The sequence below is a fragment of the Thermosphaera aggregans genome (genome assembly GCF_014962245.1).
Lineage (GTDB): Archaea > Thermoproteota > Thermoprotei_A > Sulfolobales > Desulfurococcaceae > Thermosphaera > Thermosphaera chiliense.
Genome location: NZ_CP063144.1, coordinates 1,215,598 through 1,230,194, shown reverse-complemented (window position 1 = coordinate 1,230,194; position 14,597 = coordinate 1,215,598). Strand labels below are relative to the sequence as shown.

The 14,597-nt window shown below is 48.1% G+C and carries 18 protein-coding genes and 1 tRNA gene; 11 read left to right on the top strand and 8 right to left on the bottom strand.

Features of this window, described 5'->3' with window-relative positions; genetic code table 11:
• Nucleotides 1-72: 72 nt before the first annotated feature.
• A complete protein-coding gene (locus IMZ38_RS06880; protein WP_227410861.1) occupies nt 73-501 on the top strand; it encodes a thioesterase family protein in 429 nt (142 codons plus the stop codon).
• Between the two features lie 10 nt (nt 502-511).
• Here the strand turns inward: IMZ38_RS06880 and IMZ38_RS06875 are convergent.
• Nucleotides 512-617, bottom strand: a tRNA-Pro gene (locus tag IMZ38_RS06875).
• Nucleotides 618-858: 241 nt separating this feature from the next.
• Between IMZ38_RS06875 and IMZ38_RS06870 the strand changes: the two genes are divergently transcribed.
• Nucleotides 859-1,107: a hypothetical protein gene (locus tag IMZ38_RS06870; RefSeq protein ID WP_193436988.1), complete on the top strand. Its 249-nt coding sequence runs from the start codon at nt 859-861 to the stop codon at nt 1,105-1,107.
• Here the strand turns inward: IMZ38_RS06870 and IMZ38_RS06865 are convergent.
• From IMZ38_RS06865 to thpR, 3 genes are read right to left on the bottom strand one after another with little or no spacing between them, the layout of a single operon-like run.
• The gene (locus tag IMZ38_RS06865; RefSeq protein ID WP_193436126.1) at nt 1,104-1,898 is read right to left on the bottom strand and encodes a serine/threonine protein kinase; all 795 of its coding nucleotides are present in this window, start codon (nt 1,896-1,898) and stop codon (nt 1,104-1,106) included. The genes IMZ38_RS06870 and IMZ38_RS06865 overlap by 4 nt on opposite strands.
• The gene (gene cca / locus IMZ38_RS06860) at nt 1,841-3,238 is read right to left on the bottom strand and encodes a CCA tRNA nucleotidyltransferase (protein WP_193436125.1); all 1,398 of its coding nucleotides are present in this window, start codon (nt 3,236-3,238) and stop codon (nt 1,841-1,843) included. Before cca ends, IMZ38_RS06865 begins: the two co-directional genes overlap by 58 nt.
• Before the next feature lie 40 nt (nt 3,239-3,278).
• Nucleotides 3,279-3,848 carry an RNA 2',3'-cyclic phosphodiesterase gene (gene thpR, locus IMZ38_RS06855; RefSeq protein ID WP_193436124.1) on the bottom strand — a complete coding sequence of 190 codons (570 nt, stop codon included), beginning with the start codon at nt 3,846-3,848 and terminating at the stop codon, nt 3,279-3,281.
• 73 nt (nt 3,849-3,921) lie between these two features.
• Here thpR and IMZ38_RS06850 point away from each other — a divergent pair, with 73 nt between their 5' ends.
• On the top strand, nt 3,922-4,467 hold the full coding sequence (locus IMZ38_RS06850) for an AAA family ATPase (protein WP_193436123.1): 546 nt from the start codon (nt 3,922-3,924) through the stop codon (nt 4,465-4,467).
• Nucleotides 4,460-4,840: an RNA-binding domain-containing protein gene (locus IMZ38_RS06845; protein WP_193436122.1), complete on the top strand. Its 381-nt coding sequence runs from the start codon at nt 4,460-4,462 to the stop codon at nt 4,838-4,840. The genes IMZ38_RS06850 and IMZ38_RS06845 overlap by 8 nt, the downstream gene beginning before the upstream one ends.
• 70 nt (nt 4,841-4,910) lie before the next feature.
• On the opposite strand, the gene IMZ38_RS06840 is transcribed toward IMZ38_RS06845, so the two are convergent.
• From IMZ38_RS06840 to prs, 3 genes are read right to left on the bottom strand one after another with little or no spacing between them, the layout of a single operon-like run.
• Nucleotides 4,911-5,663 carry a ribonuclease Z gene (locus IMZ38_RS06840; RefSeq protein WP_193436121.1) on the bottom strand — a complete coding sequence of 251 codons (753 nt, stop codon included), beginning with the start codon at nt 5,661-5,663 and terminating at the stop codon, nt 4,911-4,913.
• Nucleotides 5,660-6,748: a TRM11 family SAM-dependent methyltransferase gene (locus tag IMZ38_RS06835; protein WP_193436120.1), complete on the bottom strand. Its 1,089-nt coding sequence runs from the start codon at nt 6,746-6,748 to the stop codon at nt 5,660-5,662. The genes IMZ38_RS06840 and IMZ38_RS06835 overlap by 4 nt, the downstream gene beginning before the upstream one ends.
• A complete protein-coding gene (gene prs / locus IMZ38_RS06830) occupies nt 6,720-7,634 on the bottom strand; it encodes a ribose-phosphate diphosphokinase (protein ID WP_193436119.1) in 915 nt (304 codons plus the stop codon). The genes IMZ38_RS06835 and prs overlap by 29 nt, the downstream gene beginning before the upstream one ends.
• Nucleotides 7,635-7,695: 61 nt before the next feature.
• Here prs and amrS point away from each other — a divergent pair, with 61 nt between their 5' ends.
• The 5 genes from amrS to IMZ38_RS06805 all read left to right on the top strand — a co-directional run bounded on the left by amrS (nt 7,696) and on the right by IMZ38_RS06805 (nt 12,628).
• Complete coding sequence (gene amrS, locus IMZ38_RS06825) at nt 7,696-8,778, top strand: AmmeMemoRadiSam system radical SAM enzyme (protein ID WP_193436118.1); 1,083 nt, start codon at nt 7,696-7,698, stop codon at nt 8,776-8,778.
• Between the two features lie 2 nt (nt 8,779-8,780).
• A complete protein-coding gene (locus IMZ38_RS06820) occupies nt 8,781-9,566 on the top strand; it encodes an ATP/GTP-binding protein (RefSeq protein WP_193436973.1) in 786 nt (261 codons plus the stop codon).
• A gap of 66 nt (nt 9,567-9,632) precedes the next feature.
• Nucleotides 9,633-11,015: an acetate--CoA ligase family protein gene (locus IMZ38_RS06815; protein WP_193436117.1), complete on the top strand. Its 1,383-nt coding sequence runs from the start codon at nt 9,633-9,635 to the stop codon at nt 11,013-11,015.
• A gap of 2 nt (nt 11,016-11,017) precedes the next feature.
• Nucleotides 11,018-11,716: an acetate--CoA ligase family protein gene (locus IMZ38_RS06810; protein ID WP_193436116.1), complete on the top strand. Its 699-nt coding sequence runs from the start codon at nt 11,018-11,020 to the stop codon at nt 11,714-11,716.
• A gap of 3 nt (nt 11,717-11,719) precedes the next feature.
• On the top strand, nt 11,720-12,628 hold the full coding sequence (locus IMZ38_RS06805) for a coiled-coil protein (protein WP_193436115.1): 909 nt from the start codon (nt 11,720-11,722) through the stop codon (nt 12,626-12,628).
• 11 nt (nt 12,629-12,639) lie between these two features.
• On the opposite strand, the gene uppS is transcribed toward IMZ38_RS06805, so the two are convergent.
• The gene (gene uppS / locus IMZ38_RS06800) at nt 12,640-13,455 is read right to left on the bottom strand and encodes a polyprenyl diphosphate synthase (RefSeq protein ID WP_193436114.1); all 816 of its coding nucleotides are present in this window, start codon (nt 13,453-13,455) and stop codon (nt 12,640-12,642) included.
• 298 nt (nt 13,456-13,753) lie between these two features.
• On the opposite strand from uppS, the gene IMZ38_RS06795 reads away from it, so the two are divergent.
• Nucleotides 13,754-13,996, top strand: a complete 243-nt coding sequence (locus IMZ38_RS06795; protein WP_193436113.1) for a hypothetical protein — start codon at nt 13,754-13,756, stop codon at nt 13,994-13,996.
• Nucleotides 13,997-14,198: 202 nt separating this feature from the next.
• Nucleotides 14,199-14,585, top strand: a complete 387-nt coding sequence (locus tag IMZ38_RS06790; RefSeq protein ID WP_193436972.1) for a 30S ribosomal protein S8e — start codon at nt 14,199-14,201, stop codon at nt 14,583-14,585.
• The last annotated feature ends 12 nt before the right edge of the window (nt 14,586-14,597 follow it).

Sequence of the window (14,597 nt, the reverse complement as noted above, 5' to 3'; positions counted from 1 at the left end):
ATAATCCAACCCTGATAATAGTTATCAAGGTTTAAAATTATTGCCTTCTTACAAACTATTTTATACGGGCTCATGTATAATGATTTCCCTGGCGTGAACACCATGAGCTTCCAAATACCTGTTGGAGAAGTGTGCGAGGAGGAATTTAAAGTCCTCGATGTTCACACGGCGAAGCATGTTGGAAGCGGGGATGTATCGGTTCTTTCAACACCAAGCATGATCGCGTTCATGGAGGGTGTGGCTTTAAGGTGTCTTCAAAAACACCTCCCCGAAGAATACACGAGTGTTGGAGTCCTCGTCAATGTTAAACACCTTAACCCGGCTCCATCGAATTCTGTGGTGAAGGTGAAAGCCTCAATCACCAGTGTCGAGGGAAGAAAGGTAGTGTTCAGCGTTCAAGCAACATATAAGGACATGGTCATTGGCGAAGGAGTGCATGAGAGATTCATTGTAAACCGGAAGAGGTTTGCCGACAAGATACGGGAGATACTTTCTTCGTAAAAGGCGGTAATGGGGCCGCCGGGATTTGAACCCGGGATCACCGGCGCTCCGGGCTTACCTGGCCAGCGGGGTAATCACCCCAGGCCGGCATCCTAGCCAGGCTAGACTACGGCCCCTATCCTACATGAAAATATTAATGAAGATTTAAAACTGTTTTCATTTCTAATTATCGAATACTTTCGCCTATGTGGTTTAGTATTTAAGCCTTTTGGCATATAATACATTAATTGTTTAATTAAAATCTTCACCTATTACTTGTTGAAAAGTTATGGAGATTTTTAATTGTTTGTTTCAAGTATTATTGGCCCAGTATCTTAACACTCGGTAATACCAAATTAATACCTATCGGTGATCCTGATGCCCGTGCGATACATCTGTGGGAACTGTGGATACATACTCTCCGTGTTCTACGAGGTTGGACAGGATTATTACGGGGTTCCAACGCCCGAGGAGGTTTACAGGATTCACGGCGGGATTTGCCCTAGGTGTAAGCACGATCTCTCTATGCCAAGCCTGAACGATATCCGAATTGCGAGCGCCAAGAAATATGTGGCGGGGAGCAAGATACCTGTTGCTGATAGGAGAGAAGTACCTATTCATCACTAACCTGCTTTTATAAACAATTCTTCTATAATGCTGAAATCATATGTTTTCTTGTAGTGTTTCAATTTCTCAACTACTATTGAAGGATTCCATTTGAAATAATCTATTAATGCTTCTTTAAACGGGGATCTAAATACTAGGTGTGAGAAAACGCTTGTAACATTCCGCGGGGTGTTAGATCTCCTCGCGCTCTCCCAATCGATAAGCACCAGCCTGTTTCCACATACTAGGATGTGGTCGCCGGGCCTGTTCAGCTCTCCATGGTCTATTCTAATTCTGTCTAGAATGTTCAATTTCTCCAGTAATGTTCTGAGCATGGAGGTTAGAACCGGTAAGTCTCCTCTTAAAACACTGTTCTCGACGAAGTCGTCGAAGGGCGTGCAGTCCCAGGGTGGGAAGTACTCTCGGAAAATATAGTCATCATGCTCGGTAAACAGTCTTGGAGCTAATCCTGTCTCATAAGCCTGCTTCATCATTAATGCCTCATGCCTTAAACTATCCCTACGGCTGTCAAGCCTCCGAAGCTTCAAGGCTCCTAAGCCATGTCTAGGATGCTTAGCCAGCACGACAACCCCGGAATAGCCTTTTCCAACAAGCCTTAACCCATGGAAGCTCCAGCCTGTTTCAAGTAAGTATGTGAAGCCGTCAGATATGAGATTGTTCAGCCTTTGTTCAAGAACACTGCAGTTTGAAAGTGGGAAGCAGACTATTCTAGCCACGAACTCATCCGGCCTGGCTAGCCAGTGCACTTCGCCATCCACGATGGTTTCTTCAAAACAAACTCCATCAACCAAGCATATCCTCCTTTCTCCGCGATCTCCCTCATTATTTCAGGGCTAAGTTTTGAAACACGGGGGTTCAGAGGTTTTAAATGAGGCGGAGAGTTGTACTCCTTAACTAACTCCTTCAAAGCATCTACTATATCGGATATTTCACGCCTTCTCAACGACCTGAGCCTGCCGTCTTTACCAATCCAGGGGCCGTACTCGTTTTTAGAGTGTTTGGATATGAAGTTTTCACTCCTGTCTTTGATTGTTACCTTGGGTCCAACATACAGCTTGTAGTCTGGAGTGGAGCAGAATGATGCTTCTAACATGATGTAAGCAGTGTCTTTCTCGTTAGACCATGCTGACGAATCTATGACTTCGAAATCACGATTCTCCAGCAAGTTGACAACGTTTGTTTCAACCCGCTGAAGCTCTCCCCAGAGGACATCAGGGGGCGGTGCTTCAGGGAGATCGTATTTCAAAACCACCAAGCACCTATCCGCGGAGTGTTTAACGATCTCGTCCAGCGGAGCCGGCTGGGGCTCGGCGGTGAAGAACTCGATGCTTGGGTTGCTCAGGAAGCATCTTGCGCCCAGGATGAATGTTGAAAGGGTTTTCAGGCTAACGTTAGCGGTAACGTTTCTTAAAGGATCCACGGGGTCCGGCATGTAGATGACGGACTCAGGGTATTTCCTACGCAGCTTCTTTTTCAATACCTCCCAGTCAGCATTATCGAGCGTGTTAATGTATGCTGGTATCTCCCAGTTAGAGGCTTCTTCAAGGGTTCTTCTAAAAGACCTGTATTTTGCAATGAGGAGTTCTACCGCGTACCCGCTGAAACCCTTCGTTTTAAGCTCAGCACCGTACACGCCAATAGTCTTCATGAATTTTTTCAGAAGCCTAACCTGGTCCTTGTCCTCAGGGGTGAGTGTTTTATTAACGTATTGAGTGTGGAACGGGGTTCTATCGACCGCTGACACTATCTTACCAGGGTCTGAGACTTTGAAGGCTGGCACGAGGTCCGCTTCCACACCGTTAAGGAATACTCTCACGTACGGGTGCTCGGCAAACCTCAGCTCGTACTTCCCTATCTCCCTGGCGGCTTCCAATAGTATGTTGAAACCTTTAACTCTAAGCTCTTCCAGGGTCATCGTGGTGGGGAAGAGCACGAAGACGTCTAGATCCCTGTCCCCTGAAAGCCATGTATCATGCGCTATACTACCCTGAAGCGTAACCTCTACCTGAACTCCGGAGCTAGCAGCCTTCTCCTCAATCTTCTCCGCGATCCTTTTGTAAGCGTTCTCAACGAGTTCGTACTCCTCTCTCCTAGGCTTAAGCATTTCTAGAACTTTTTTCTCAACATCCATGTCTTCTCCACCTTTACTGCTTGAACACTTCGCTTTCCTGCTAATCCAGTGCTTTATAGCATATGTCCGTGTAAATAGGTCCTCTCGGAGTGAGCGTGCTCTTCTTTAAAACTATTCTTTCAACAGGGGTTACACCGAAGTCAGCGTCCTTGAATTCATCTACAAGCTTGACAAGCTTATCCACCCCCCTCCCGCTCTTAACTCTCAGCAGTGTTATGTGAGGAGTGAACTCCTCCCTATCTGCCGGTATTCTCAGCCTGCGTAGCTCCTTCTCAACCATGTCGTGCAACATAGCGACCTCGCTGGAACCCTCGGTGACCCCGGCCCACACTACTCTAGGCCTGTGAATGGTTGGGAAGACCCCTATTCCTTTAACATGCATATCGAATCTCGAATGCTTAAGGCTTGCCAGGATGTTGCATACTTCTTCAACAACACTCCCCGGTACCTCTCCGATGAAACGGAGGGTTAAATGGATGTTTTCATCTTCAACAGGCTTCACGTCCGCGCCGCTTGAAGCTATTAAGTCCCTGATCCTGATTAAACCCCTTAATACTTCCTGGTTCTCAATCTCTATTGCTATAAAAACTCTAAGTAAATCCTCCTTCATCGAGAACCCTTCCCACATTTCAAATTATAATCCTTTACGCTTATATACTGTATAAAAAGACTGGTGAGCGTTTTTGAAACTAATCCTGGTCGTAGGCATGCCTGGTGCGGGCAAGACCGTGGTTATCGATGTCGCCAGGGAGCTCGGGTTTAAAATATACAGCATGGGCGACGTGGTTAGGGAGGAAGCATTGAAGCGTTTCAAAGAGATAACGCCGGAAACCATGGTTAAAACATCTGTATTGCTGAGGCAGGAGCATGGTCCAAGAATTATTGCTTTGAGAACCATTGAGAAGATTGATAGAAGCCTGGACACGGTAGTAATAGATGGAGCGAGAAGCCTGGAGGAGCTTGACGAGTTCAGGAAGCTGGGGGAGACCGTAATAGTCGCGGTTCACGCTTCACCTAGGACGAGGTTTCAGAGACTGCTTGAGAGACGTAGGAGCGGTGACCCAGCGACTTACGAGGAGTTTTTGAAAAGAGACATGGTTGAACTAGGATTTGGCGTGGGAAACCTGATCGCTCTGGCTGACTATATGATTGTTAACGAGTCCGGCCTTGACGAGCTAAGGAGGAAGGCTTTAGAACTATTCTCTAAGCTGGTGAGGAGTAATGGTTAAGATAGAGGTGGAGGCCGAGGTTCGACCCACCGAGGATGTTGAGAAAGTTAAGAAGGCAGTGGAGAACGTGTACTCAGGGGATCTTGTACTGGTAGGTGAGGGCTACAGGCTTCTCAAGGGTGTGTCAATGGATTTGCGCTCTCTTGAGCCTTTGAGAAAGCTTATCAGGACGCAGCAGATAGAGCCGGCTGCTAAATCGTATCTTCTCAGGAGAATCAGCGATGGAGAGCTAACTATTCTACTGCATAAGCAGGCTGCTTTTGCCTCTAAAATCTCGTTCATTGATGATGCTAAGGAGTCACCGCTCGGCCCGATTAAAATCCATATAATCAATGACAACCTAGAGGAAGTGGTTAACTACTTAACAGGCTAGACCCCATAACGGTTTCAGAACCTTTCCCCATTTTTCAACACATGAGCTTTCCCCGGGGTTCAAAACATCGCTAAAGGATAAGCGACATGTAATCGCGAGCAACTACTACGTTCTCGTGGAATCTTGAAGCATCAACGTACAGCTCGTTCTCATCCGAGTACCGGGCACTGATGTGTGTTAAAACCAGCAGTTTAACCCCTGCCCTGGAAGCAATCATTGCGGCATCGCCCGAGGTGGAGTGTCCCTGCTCATGGGCTTCCTCCCTCATCGCGCTCGTGAAAGTTGCTTCGTGAATAAGGATGTCAGCGTTTCTAGAGTATTCTATAGTGCTCGACGAGGGCCCGGTATCCCCTGTGTAGCTTATCACGTGCTTGCCTGCTCTAACAAGGAATCCGTGAGCGGGGATGGAGTGCGCTACCGGGTAGGGTATGACCGTTATTTTCTCATCGCTGTACTCTCTTCCCTCCTCAACATCCACGAAGTTTAACTGGAAATCAATATTCATCAATCGGAGCTCCATGTACTTCTCTATTAGATTGAAGAGATCCCTCGGTGCCACAATGTTTAACGCTTCCTTCCTGTTTGAGAGATGCATTGTCTGGAGGAGGCCGAACAAGCCTAGGTAGTGATCCCCGTGGAGATGTGTGATGAAAACTGTTTTAACTTTAAGCGGGCTTAAACCGGTTTTAAACATTCTCGACTGGCATCCTTCCCCAACATCTAAGAGGTAAATATTGGAGTCAGCCTTCAACGCTATGCACGGCAACCCCCTGTTTATGGGTATGGCAGCCCCTGTTCCCAGCATGTAAATCCTAACGTTCAAACATTCTTCACCACGTAGACAACCCTGATTAACCCGCTGTGGACGTAATCATAATATTTTCCTACAAGATTTAATCCTGTACAGGCTATTTTATCATCGATAAAGTCTTCGAGAAACAGTGGTGCAAGGAAGGATGCATACCTATTCCTCCCCAGCCATGACGGTATTTTCTCAATAAACTGCGAGTAGATGGAGGCAACATCCTCGCCGTGAGTGCTAGCCCCTCTTCCATAAGGCGGGTCTGTCGCGACAGCGTCAATGCTTGATAGATTTACTTGAGTGGAATCTCCGAGCACTGGTATGGCGTTTGCCTTGTAGTGCCTCAGGTTTTTCTCCATCCCGTGCACGAGACTCCAGTCGAGCTCTATTGCGATAGGGTGTATGCCGATTGCCGAGGCGATTATCGGTATTGTGCCTGTGCCGGCGAAAGGATCTGCCAGCACGCCTCCCTCCCTGGCTCTTGCAAGATTTATCAATGCTTTCGCAAGCCTCGGGTTTAAAGCTATGCTCCTGTCGAAAGGCTTGTAAAAACCTTTTCCCAGGCCTGGAAGACTATCCTTGTGCCCATGGGTCTTCACACCTAGGAAAACAGCTCCGCTGGAGAAGATCAACCGGTACTCGCATCCTTTCGAGTAGGATGTGCTGAGCCCTGTTGACTTGGATATCAGTAACACATAGTTCTCCACGGTGTTTTTCCCAACAGTTCTCTTCATGATGGAAATGTGTAGCCAACCCTGTGGAACCGGGCTGGGTAGATGGAAACCGAGGGAAGGGTTTTCAGGGTCGTCCACACCTATAAGGATGCCTGCTTCCTTTAAGAAACCGCTTCTCTCCATGACCCTGTCGAGAATTCTTGGAGACACCTTGCCGGTGCATACCATGGTGGTGCAGCTCAACCCACCCTTACATCCATAGGTTTCGAGAAGGGCTTTCAACTCGCCAGTGCTTAAGAATTCGTTAGACCCGTTAAGCACGAAATATACTGGTGTTTCCTCGCCATATGGGAGCTGCGGATTCTCAATACATGTGGATCGGGATTGCTTAACGTCTTGTTTTTCACTCAACCTGTTCCAGCACCTTTTCAACAGCTTCAGCCAGTCTCCTGGAGACATCGGTGTACTCTACTAAATCATCTCGAATCCTGGACGCGAGAGTGTCTGCTAGGATAATCTTCCTCACACCTGCGGCACGTATTTTCTCCAGCGCGTTTCCGAGCATAAGGCCGTGCGTGGCGGCTACGATTATTGATGAAGCCCCGTTCTCTAGGAGTAGTTTCGAAGCCTCAGCTATTGTGCCGCCAGTGCTTATGATATCGTCCACTATGACTATGTCCTCCCCACTTATGCTTATCTCGCGCGGCTGGTATGATACCTGCCCTGTCACCCTGTCCCGGGTTTTCACCAAATAGTCGAACCTCAAGCCTAGCTTAACAGCAGCGTACTCCGCTCTCTTAAGAGCTCCCTTGTCAGGAGCTATGACTACAGGGTTTGAGGAGTACTTGAGAGCCTCCTGAACAAGAAGGTCTGAGACGAGAAGATTTACAGTCTCTCCCTGAAACTCCGCCAACCTCTCCGGGCTGTGCGAGTCAACCGTTACCAGCCCGGTGGCTCCAGCATTCCGCAGGGTTTTCAGAACGATGCTGAAGGAAACAGGCTCCCCGGGCAGGAAAAGCTTGTCCTGCCTCGAATACGCAAGGTACGGTATGACTAGTTTAACGTCTATCGCCCCAGCTCTTGCGCAGGCGTCAACAAGCATTAAGGTTTCCATAATGCTCCTGTCCTGACCGGGGTACATAGTGTTAACCACCACAGCGGTCTTAGCGCTCAGCAGCTCCGGGTTTTCAATCCTCACGTACTGCTCGCCGTCTGGGAACTCCTTCCAGTAAACCTTAGCTAATGGATAGTTCAGGATTGAAGCTATTCTCGCCGCCTGCTCCGAGTAATTTCTACCAGGCACGATCACAGCGCTCATTAAACCACTCCTAGTTCAACTTATAAGGCTTTATTCATAAAAACCCTTATAGTGAGACCTAATGGGTTTCGATCCTGACGGGCCAGGCGTTAAGGAAGCGGTTCTCTGGGAGCCTTTGCCGGGGGGTAGAGTGAAGTGTAATCTGTGCCACAGGCGTTGCGTTATCGTGCAGGACGCGTACGGTGCCTGCGGCGTGAGGTATAACCACAAGGGCAGGCTTTACACTTTAGTGTATGGCATGCTCACAGCAGCCAACCCCGACCCTATTGAGAAGAAGCCGCTGATGCACTTCCACCCCGGCGCGTATGTTTTCTCGATTTCAACAGTAGGGTGTAATTTCTACTGCAAGTTCTGCCAGAACTGGGTGTTGAGCCAGACGCGCAGGGAACGGGTTTACGGCGAGCTCTTCACGCCGGAGGAGGTGGTGGAGCTGGCTGTTTCCAAAGGCTGTATGGGCGTAAGCTACACTTACAACGAGCCCACAATATTCTTCGAGTTCATGCACGATGTTGCCTCGCTAGCTAAGAAGAAGGGATTGTTCAACACTATTGTGACGAATGGTTACATGACGCCCGAGGCGGTCAGTATGCTTGGCGGGCTGATAGATGCTGCTACTGTTGACTTTAAAGCATCAGGCAACAGGGAATTCTACAGGAAGTATATGGGTGTCCCGGATCCAGAGCCTATATTCGGCTCAATCCTTGAAATGAAGAAGCATGGATGGTGGATTGAGATAACTGATTTAATAGTGCCCGAGGTTGGCGATGAAGAAGGGGATTTGAAAAGGCTTGCAGAATGGGTTAGGGATAATTTAGGCCCTGAAACACCCTTCCACCTTTTAAGATTCCACCCGGAGTACTTGCTTAATGACCTACCGCCAACTCCTGTGAAGACTTTGGAGAGGCTGTCGGAGCTTGCATTGGAGACAGGTTTGAAACACGTGTATATTGGAAACGTCTTGGGTCACAGGCTCGAGAACACGTACTGTCCTTCCTGCGGCAGCCTTGTTGTTGAGAGGAAGGGGTTTTTCATTACCAAGTGGAGGTTGACAAGCGATTTCAAGTGTCAAGCATGTAATTATCAATTAAACTTTAAAGGAGTTTTCCACGGTTCTAAATCAAGAGAGTACTTAATGTGGTGGTGAAAATCCCCTACTACATTATCGTCCTAGGCACGGCGGGAAGCGGTAAGACCACTTTGACAAGCATGTTGATGAGCTATCTCGACTCCCATCAAATGGATGTAGCCACGGTGAACCTTGACCCCGCTGTCGAGGACCTTCCCTACAATCCAGACGTTGATATTAGGGAGTGGGTGGATGCTCGGGAAGTGATGGCTAAGCAGGGGCTTGGACCTAACGGCGCGTTAATAGCCTCCGTTGACATGCTTGCCCTCAACATCAGCGAGTTGAAGGATCAGGTGGATTCTCTGAGATCAAACTACGTTATAATCGACACGCCGGGGCAGCTGGAGATATTTGCCTTCAGGGATTCGGGGCCTGTTGTCTTGAGAACTATAATAGGGGATTCGAAAGCAGTGTCGCTCTTCCTGATCGATGGCTTGTACGCGGTGAAACCCAGCAACCTGTTCTCGGCGATGCTGCTGTCTGCTTCAACATTCTTCAGGATAAAGTATCCTCAGATTAACGTCTTCACCAAGATAGACCTGCTCTCCGAGGCCGAGTACTCCGGCCTGCTCTCAATGATTGAGAGCCCGGAGGAGTTGGCTAGCAGGGTTGTGGAGGATGCTGAGGCCAACCTCATGTGGTCTTCCGAGGAGGTTTACAGTTTAGCTGAAAAGCTGTACACGTTTGAATCAGTATCGGTTTCCAACAACTCGGGACAGGGCTTTGATGATTTGTACGCGAGCATTCAAAGGGTTGTGGCGGGAGGGGAAGACTACTTTACCGAGGAGCCCAACCCTCTCCTATAGCTTTAACATTTATTTTCTTGAACCCACAATAATCTGTCTTCAAATGATTGATTAAAGGTTGAGAATATGATCGACAAGTTCTTCAACCCGGGATCGGTAGCCATAATAGGCGCGAGCGATAAGCCGGGAAAAGTTGGAAAGGTGATACTCGAGAACTTTTTGAAAAAATTCAACGGGAAAATATACCCTGTTAACCCGAATTACGATGTGATAATGGGGTTGAAATGCTATAAGAGTGTTTCAGAGCTTCCTGAAGCACCAGATCTTGCGGTCATAGTCATACCGGCGCCGGGAGTGCCATCCGTCCTGGAGGAGCTCGGTGCCAAGGGCACCAGGGCTGTTGTAATCATAAGCGGGGGCTTCAGGGAAACCAACACTCCCCAGGGAGAAATGCTTGAGGAGAAGGTAAAGGAGATAGCGGGGAAGTACGGGATCAGGATTATCGGCCCTAACTGCATAGGAATATTTGACAACTGGAGCGGGGTTGACACGTTCTTCCTTCCCGATGAAAAAATGAAGAGGCCTCCTAAAGGCCATGTTGGATTCATCAGCCAGAGCGGGGCTTTCGCGTCGGCAATCATTGACTGGATGGCTTACAACAACATCGGGGTTTCAAGAGCTGTGAGCTATGGGAACAAGGTAGATGTTGACGATGTCGACCTGTTGAGGTTTTTCACCGAGGATGACAAGACAAAGATAGTTTTAATGTATATGGAGGGTTTGAAGACCAGCCGGGGCAAAGAGTTCATTAAAGCAGCCAGAGAGCTCGTCAAGGTTAAGCCTGTAGTCATCTATAAGGCAGGTAAAACAAGCAGGGGCAGCATGGCTGCAGCCAGCCACACTGCTGCTCTCGCAGGAGACTACAGCCTCTACAGGTCGGCGATAAAGCAGGCAGGGCTGATTGAGGCTGAATCCTTTGATGAGATCATGGATATTGCCAAAGTATTCCTAACCCAGCCCTTGATGAATGGTAATAGGGTTTACGTTGTAACGGATGCAGGAGGTGTTGGAGTAATGTTGACGGACGCGTTGACCACGCAGGGTTTTGAAATGCCGCGGACGCCTCCTGATTTAAAGGAGGAGTTAAGAAGCATCCTCCCAGCTCACTGCATTGTTGAAAACCCCATCGACCTGACAGGTGACACTGACGATGAGAGATATATGAAGGTCCTGGAGAAGATTCTGCCTCGAAACGATGTTGACGCTGTGGTTGTTGTAGCTCTCCCACAGGTTCCAGGTATTAGGGGATTGCTAGCCGACTACTTGATAGAGTCGAAGAACAAGTATGGTAAGCCAATAATAGCGGTTGCCATAGGTGGTGAAGAAGCCAAGAAGATCTCTCTGAAACTGGAATCCGGTGGAATACCTGTTTTCGAATCGCCCGAGAGGGCTGCGAAAGCCCTAAAAGCGTTATATACTTATAGCATGATAAAGAAGAGGTGTGATTAGAATTGACCCCGAGGGAAATCATTGAAAACGCGTTGAACGAGGGTAGGACTAAGCTGTTAGAGCACGAAGCATTCCAGGTTATAAAATACTATGGAATAAACTCTCCAGACGTGGTCGTGGTCCGCAACGGCGAGGAGGCTAAAAGCCTCGCCGATAAAATAGGCTACCCCGTTGCGCTGAAAATAGTGTCTCCTGACATAAGCCATAAAAGCGATGTTGGAGGAGTTAAGCTAAACCTTAAATCCCCTGAGGAAGTGGGACGCGCTGTCGACGAGATGTTGAAGACGGTGAGATCTAAAGCTCCGTATGCCAGGCTGGTTGGAGTATTAATGTACAGGATGGCCCCCCAGGGGCTTGAAGTAATAATCGGCGGCGTTAGAGACGGAATATTTGGCCCAGTGGTAATGTTCGGCCTGGGAGGAATCTTCGTCGAAGTCTTGAAAGACGTCTCGTTCAGGGTTTCACCGATTAGGATGGAGGATGCATTGGAGATGATCAGGGAGATTAAATCCTACAAGATCCTGGAAGGGTACAGGGGTCAGCCACCGGTGAACAAGGAGGCTATCGCTGAAATGATCGTGAAAACCTCCAAGCTCTTAGAGGAGAATCCAGAGATCGAATCCATAGACTTAAACCCGGTCATGGCCTACCCTGACTCCGCCATGGCTGTTGACGCTAGAATCATACTGAAGAAACTGTGATGGATGGGTAGTTTAATGGAGTCATCCACGATAAGGTCTCAAATAGAGGCTTTAACTGCGGAGCTTAACAGTATTAGGGAAAGGATTAAGGAAGCGAAGGAGGAAAGAGCAAGGATAATTGAAGAGCTTAAGACGTTGCGTGCTGAGAGAGCCAGGTTGCTCAACGACCTCCCGGGTCTGAGGGAAAAGTATAAATCCATCGTGTCCAAGAGGCGGGAGCTAATAGAGAGCTTCAAAAACCTGGCTAATGAGAAGAAGGCAAGGCTTGCTGAGCTGAGAGAGCTGGTTGAGCTTTTACGAGCGAAGAATACTCAGATACGTGAGATGGAGAAGGAGGCTAGGACGCCGACATCCATCCTTAGGGAGGAGATAAACCGTCTTGAATGGCAGTTGCAGACAAAGGTTTTGACTCTTGAAGAAGAGAACAGGATTATTAACAAGATTAAAAGGCTTAGCGAGCTCCTGGCTAAAGCCGAGGCATTGAGGAAGGAGAAGAACAGTACTCTTGAAATGAAAGCCCTGGTTTCAAGCCTTAAAATCCAAGTCGAGGACTTATCGAAGAAGCTGAGCAACCTTCGCGAAGAAATCAACAAGCTGTCGCAGGAGAGGGACTTGTTGAAGAGCAGGATAGATGAGATTGTTAAAAGGAATCTAGAGCTGAAAACAGTGATTAATGAGAAGCAGGAACAGGTGAACAAGCTCTCGGCAACCATCGATGAGCTTGTGAGGAAGCAGGGCGAGATCAGGGAGAAGCTGACCCAGCTTCACAAGGAGCTGGAGAAGTCCAGGATTACTCAGATTATAGATGCGAAGAAGCAGGAGGTTATGGAGAAGCTGAGGAAGGGTGGTAAGCTCACTTTCGAGGAGCTTAAAATACTGTATGGGGAGCCTGAGGATTTCGAATCCGAGTAAAGGGTTTTAACCTATCTTCCAAACCTTCTCTCACGGAACTGGTAGCTTCTAATAGCTCTCCAGAAATCTATCTTCCTGAACTCGGGCCAGTAGACATCGCAGAAGTACAGCTCGCTATAGGCTGACTGCCACAGGAGGAAGTTGCTTATCCTCTCCTCCCCGCTTGTCCTTATTATGAGGTCTGGGTCGGGGGAGCCGGTAGTGTAAAGGTATTTCTTGAAGACTTCTTCCGTAATATCGCTCGGGTTAAGCCTATTTTCCACGACATCGCTCACTATCTTCTTAATAGCGTCCAGGATTTCCTGCCTGCCTCCATAGCATAGCGCTATGTTCAAGGTGTAGTTGTCGTAATCCTTAGTCTCTTCTTCAAGCTCCTTTATAGCAGTGATAAGGTGGTTAGGGACCAGGGAGTAGTCCCCTATTATCCTCACCCTTACCCTGTGCTTGTGGATTTCGCTAAGGTTTTTCAGCTCGTTAAGCCCTTTGAATGCCAGCTCGAAAAGCTTCTCCCTCTCCTTGGGAGGCCTATGCTTGCAGTTCTCAGTGCTCATCGCATAGATTGTTACATGCTTAATGTTTAAATCCCATATCCAGCGCAGAGTCTCCTTTATCTTCTCGTAACCGAACAAATGCCCCTCCGCAGGATCCAGCCCAACCTTCCTAGCCCATCTCCTGTTGCCATCCGGGATAATGCCCACGTGCTCGGGGAAGGGGCCGTTCTTTATCTGCAACCAAAGCCACTTCTCGTAAACCTTGTAGAAAGGCTTCAACAGCTTCCTCCCAGCTTTAAGAGTAATTGCTTCAAGCCTAAGCTTCTTCCCACTCAACCCTTACTCCTCAATAAACCATAATTACCCAGGATTATTATAAACAGGCTTCACCCAGGAGGCATGGTTTATGCGCTATTGAGCCTGGGAATCACTAGACAAATCGCCATGGGACACGTGGATCCGTGCGCCAGGCTCCTGCACCATTCATAATAGCGAGCGCTCTGGGAGACAGGGAAAATAATGGCAGGGTACTCCACGAGAAGGATCCTTCCTAATTCTTTCTGTAAGGAATATAAAGTTCAGCCGCCTAGTAATCATTTGAAACGACCAGAATAACGGAGGAACCGGTGGTAAAATGGGTTCGGAGGATAAAAGGGATGAGTCGGACATGACGTTCTGGCTGATCCCGCCAATCCTCCTCTTCAGCTTCGGCTTCGCCATGCTCGCCAAATTCATTAATAATGGGAATCTAGCGGATGGATTGATCTCGCTAATCCTACTTATCTTCGGAATAGCATCCCTCATAGGTATAGGGTTATTCTGGATTGGAAGTAAGATTGATTCATTGAAAAAAGCCTTGGAGAGTAAAAAGGAATAATCCATCTCTTCAGAATAGACTAGAAGCAAAGCATGTAGCTTGAGGTCGGGTACTCGACGGGTTTTCAAGGGTTGAATGTGTATTGATCTGCCGGGGATGCTTTTAGTAGGATAGGAAAAGAAGCGGTTGGGATGGTTTGAACCTTAATATTTAAAAACGAATGAAGGATTTTTCAATAGTAGTGGTTGAGGAGGCTGATTACATGTCGTTTTACCAGGGTAATGATTTGAGGAAGCCTACGGGAGGGGTGAAAGGGGTTCACAGGGGTAAGAGAAAGCGTGAGCTGGGTTCTCCCCCAACCCTCACGGTTCTGGCTGGGGAGGAGGATAGGAGGATTGTAAGGGTGAGAGGGGGGAGTGTGAAGGTTAGGGTGAAGAAAGCGCTTTACGTAAACGTGTATAATCCGAAGGAGAAGTCCTGCAGGAAGGTTAAAATCCTCAGCGTTGTTGAAACCCCGTCTAACCCTCAAAACGCCAGGTTCCAGATTATTTCGAAAGGCACTATAGTCAAGACTGAGCTGGGGCTTGTCAGGATAACATCCAGGCCTGGGCAGGATGGAGTGCTGAACGGGGTTCTCATCGAGAAGTAGAGGTAGCGTTTT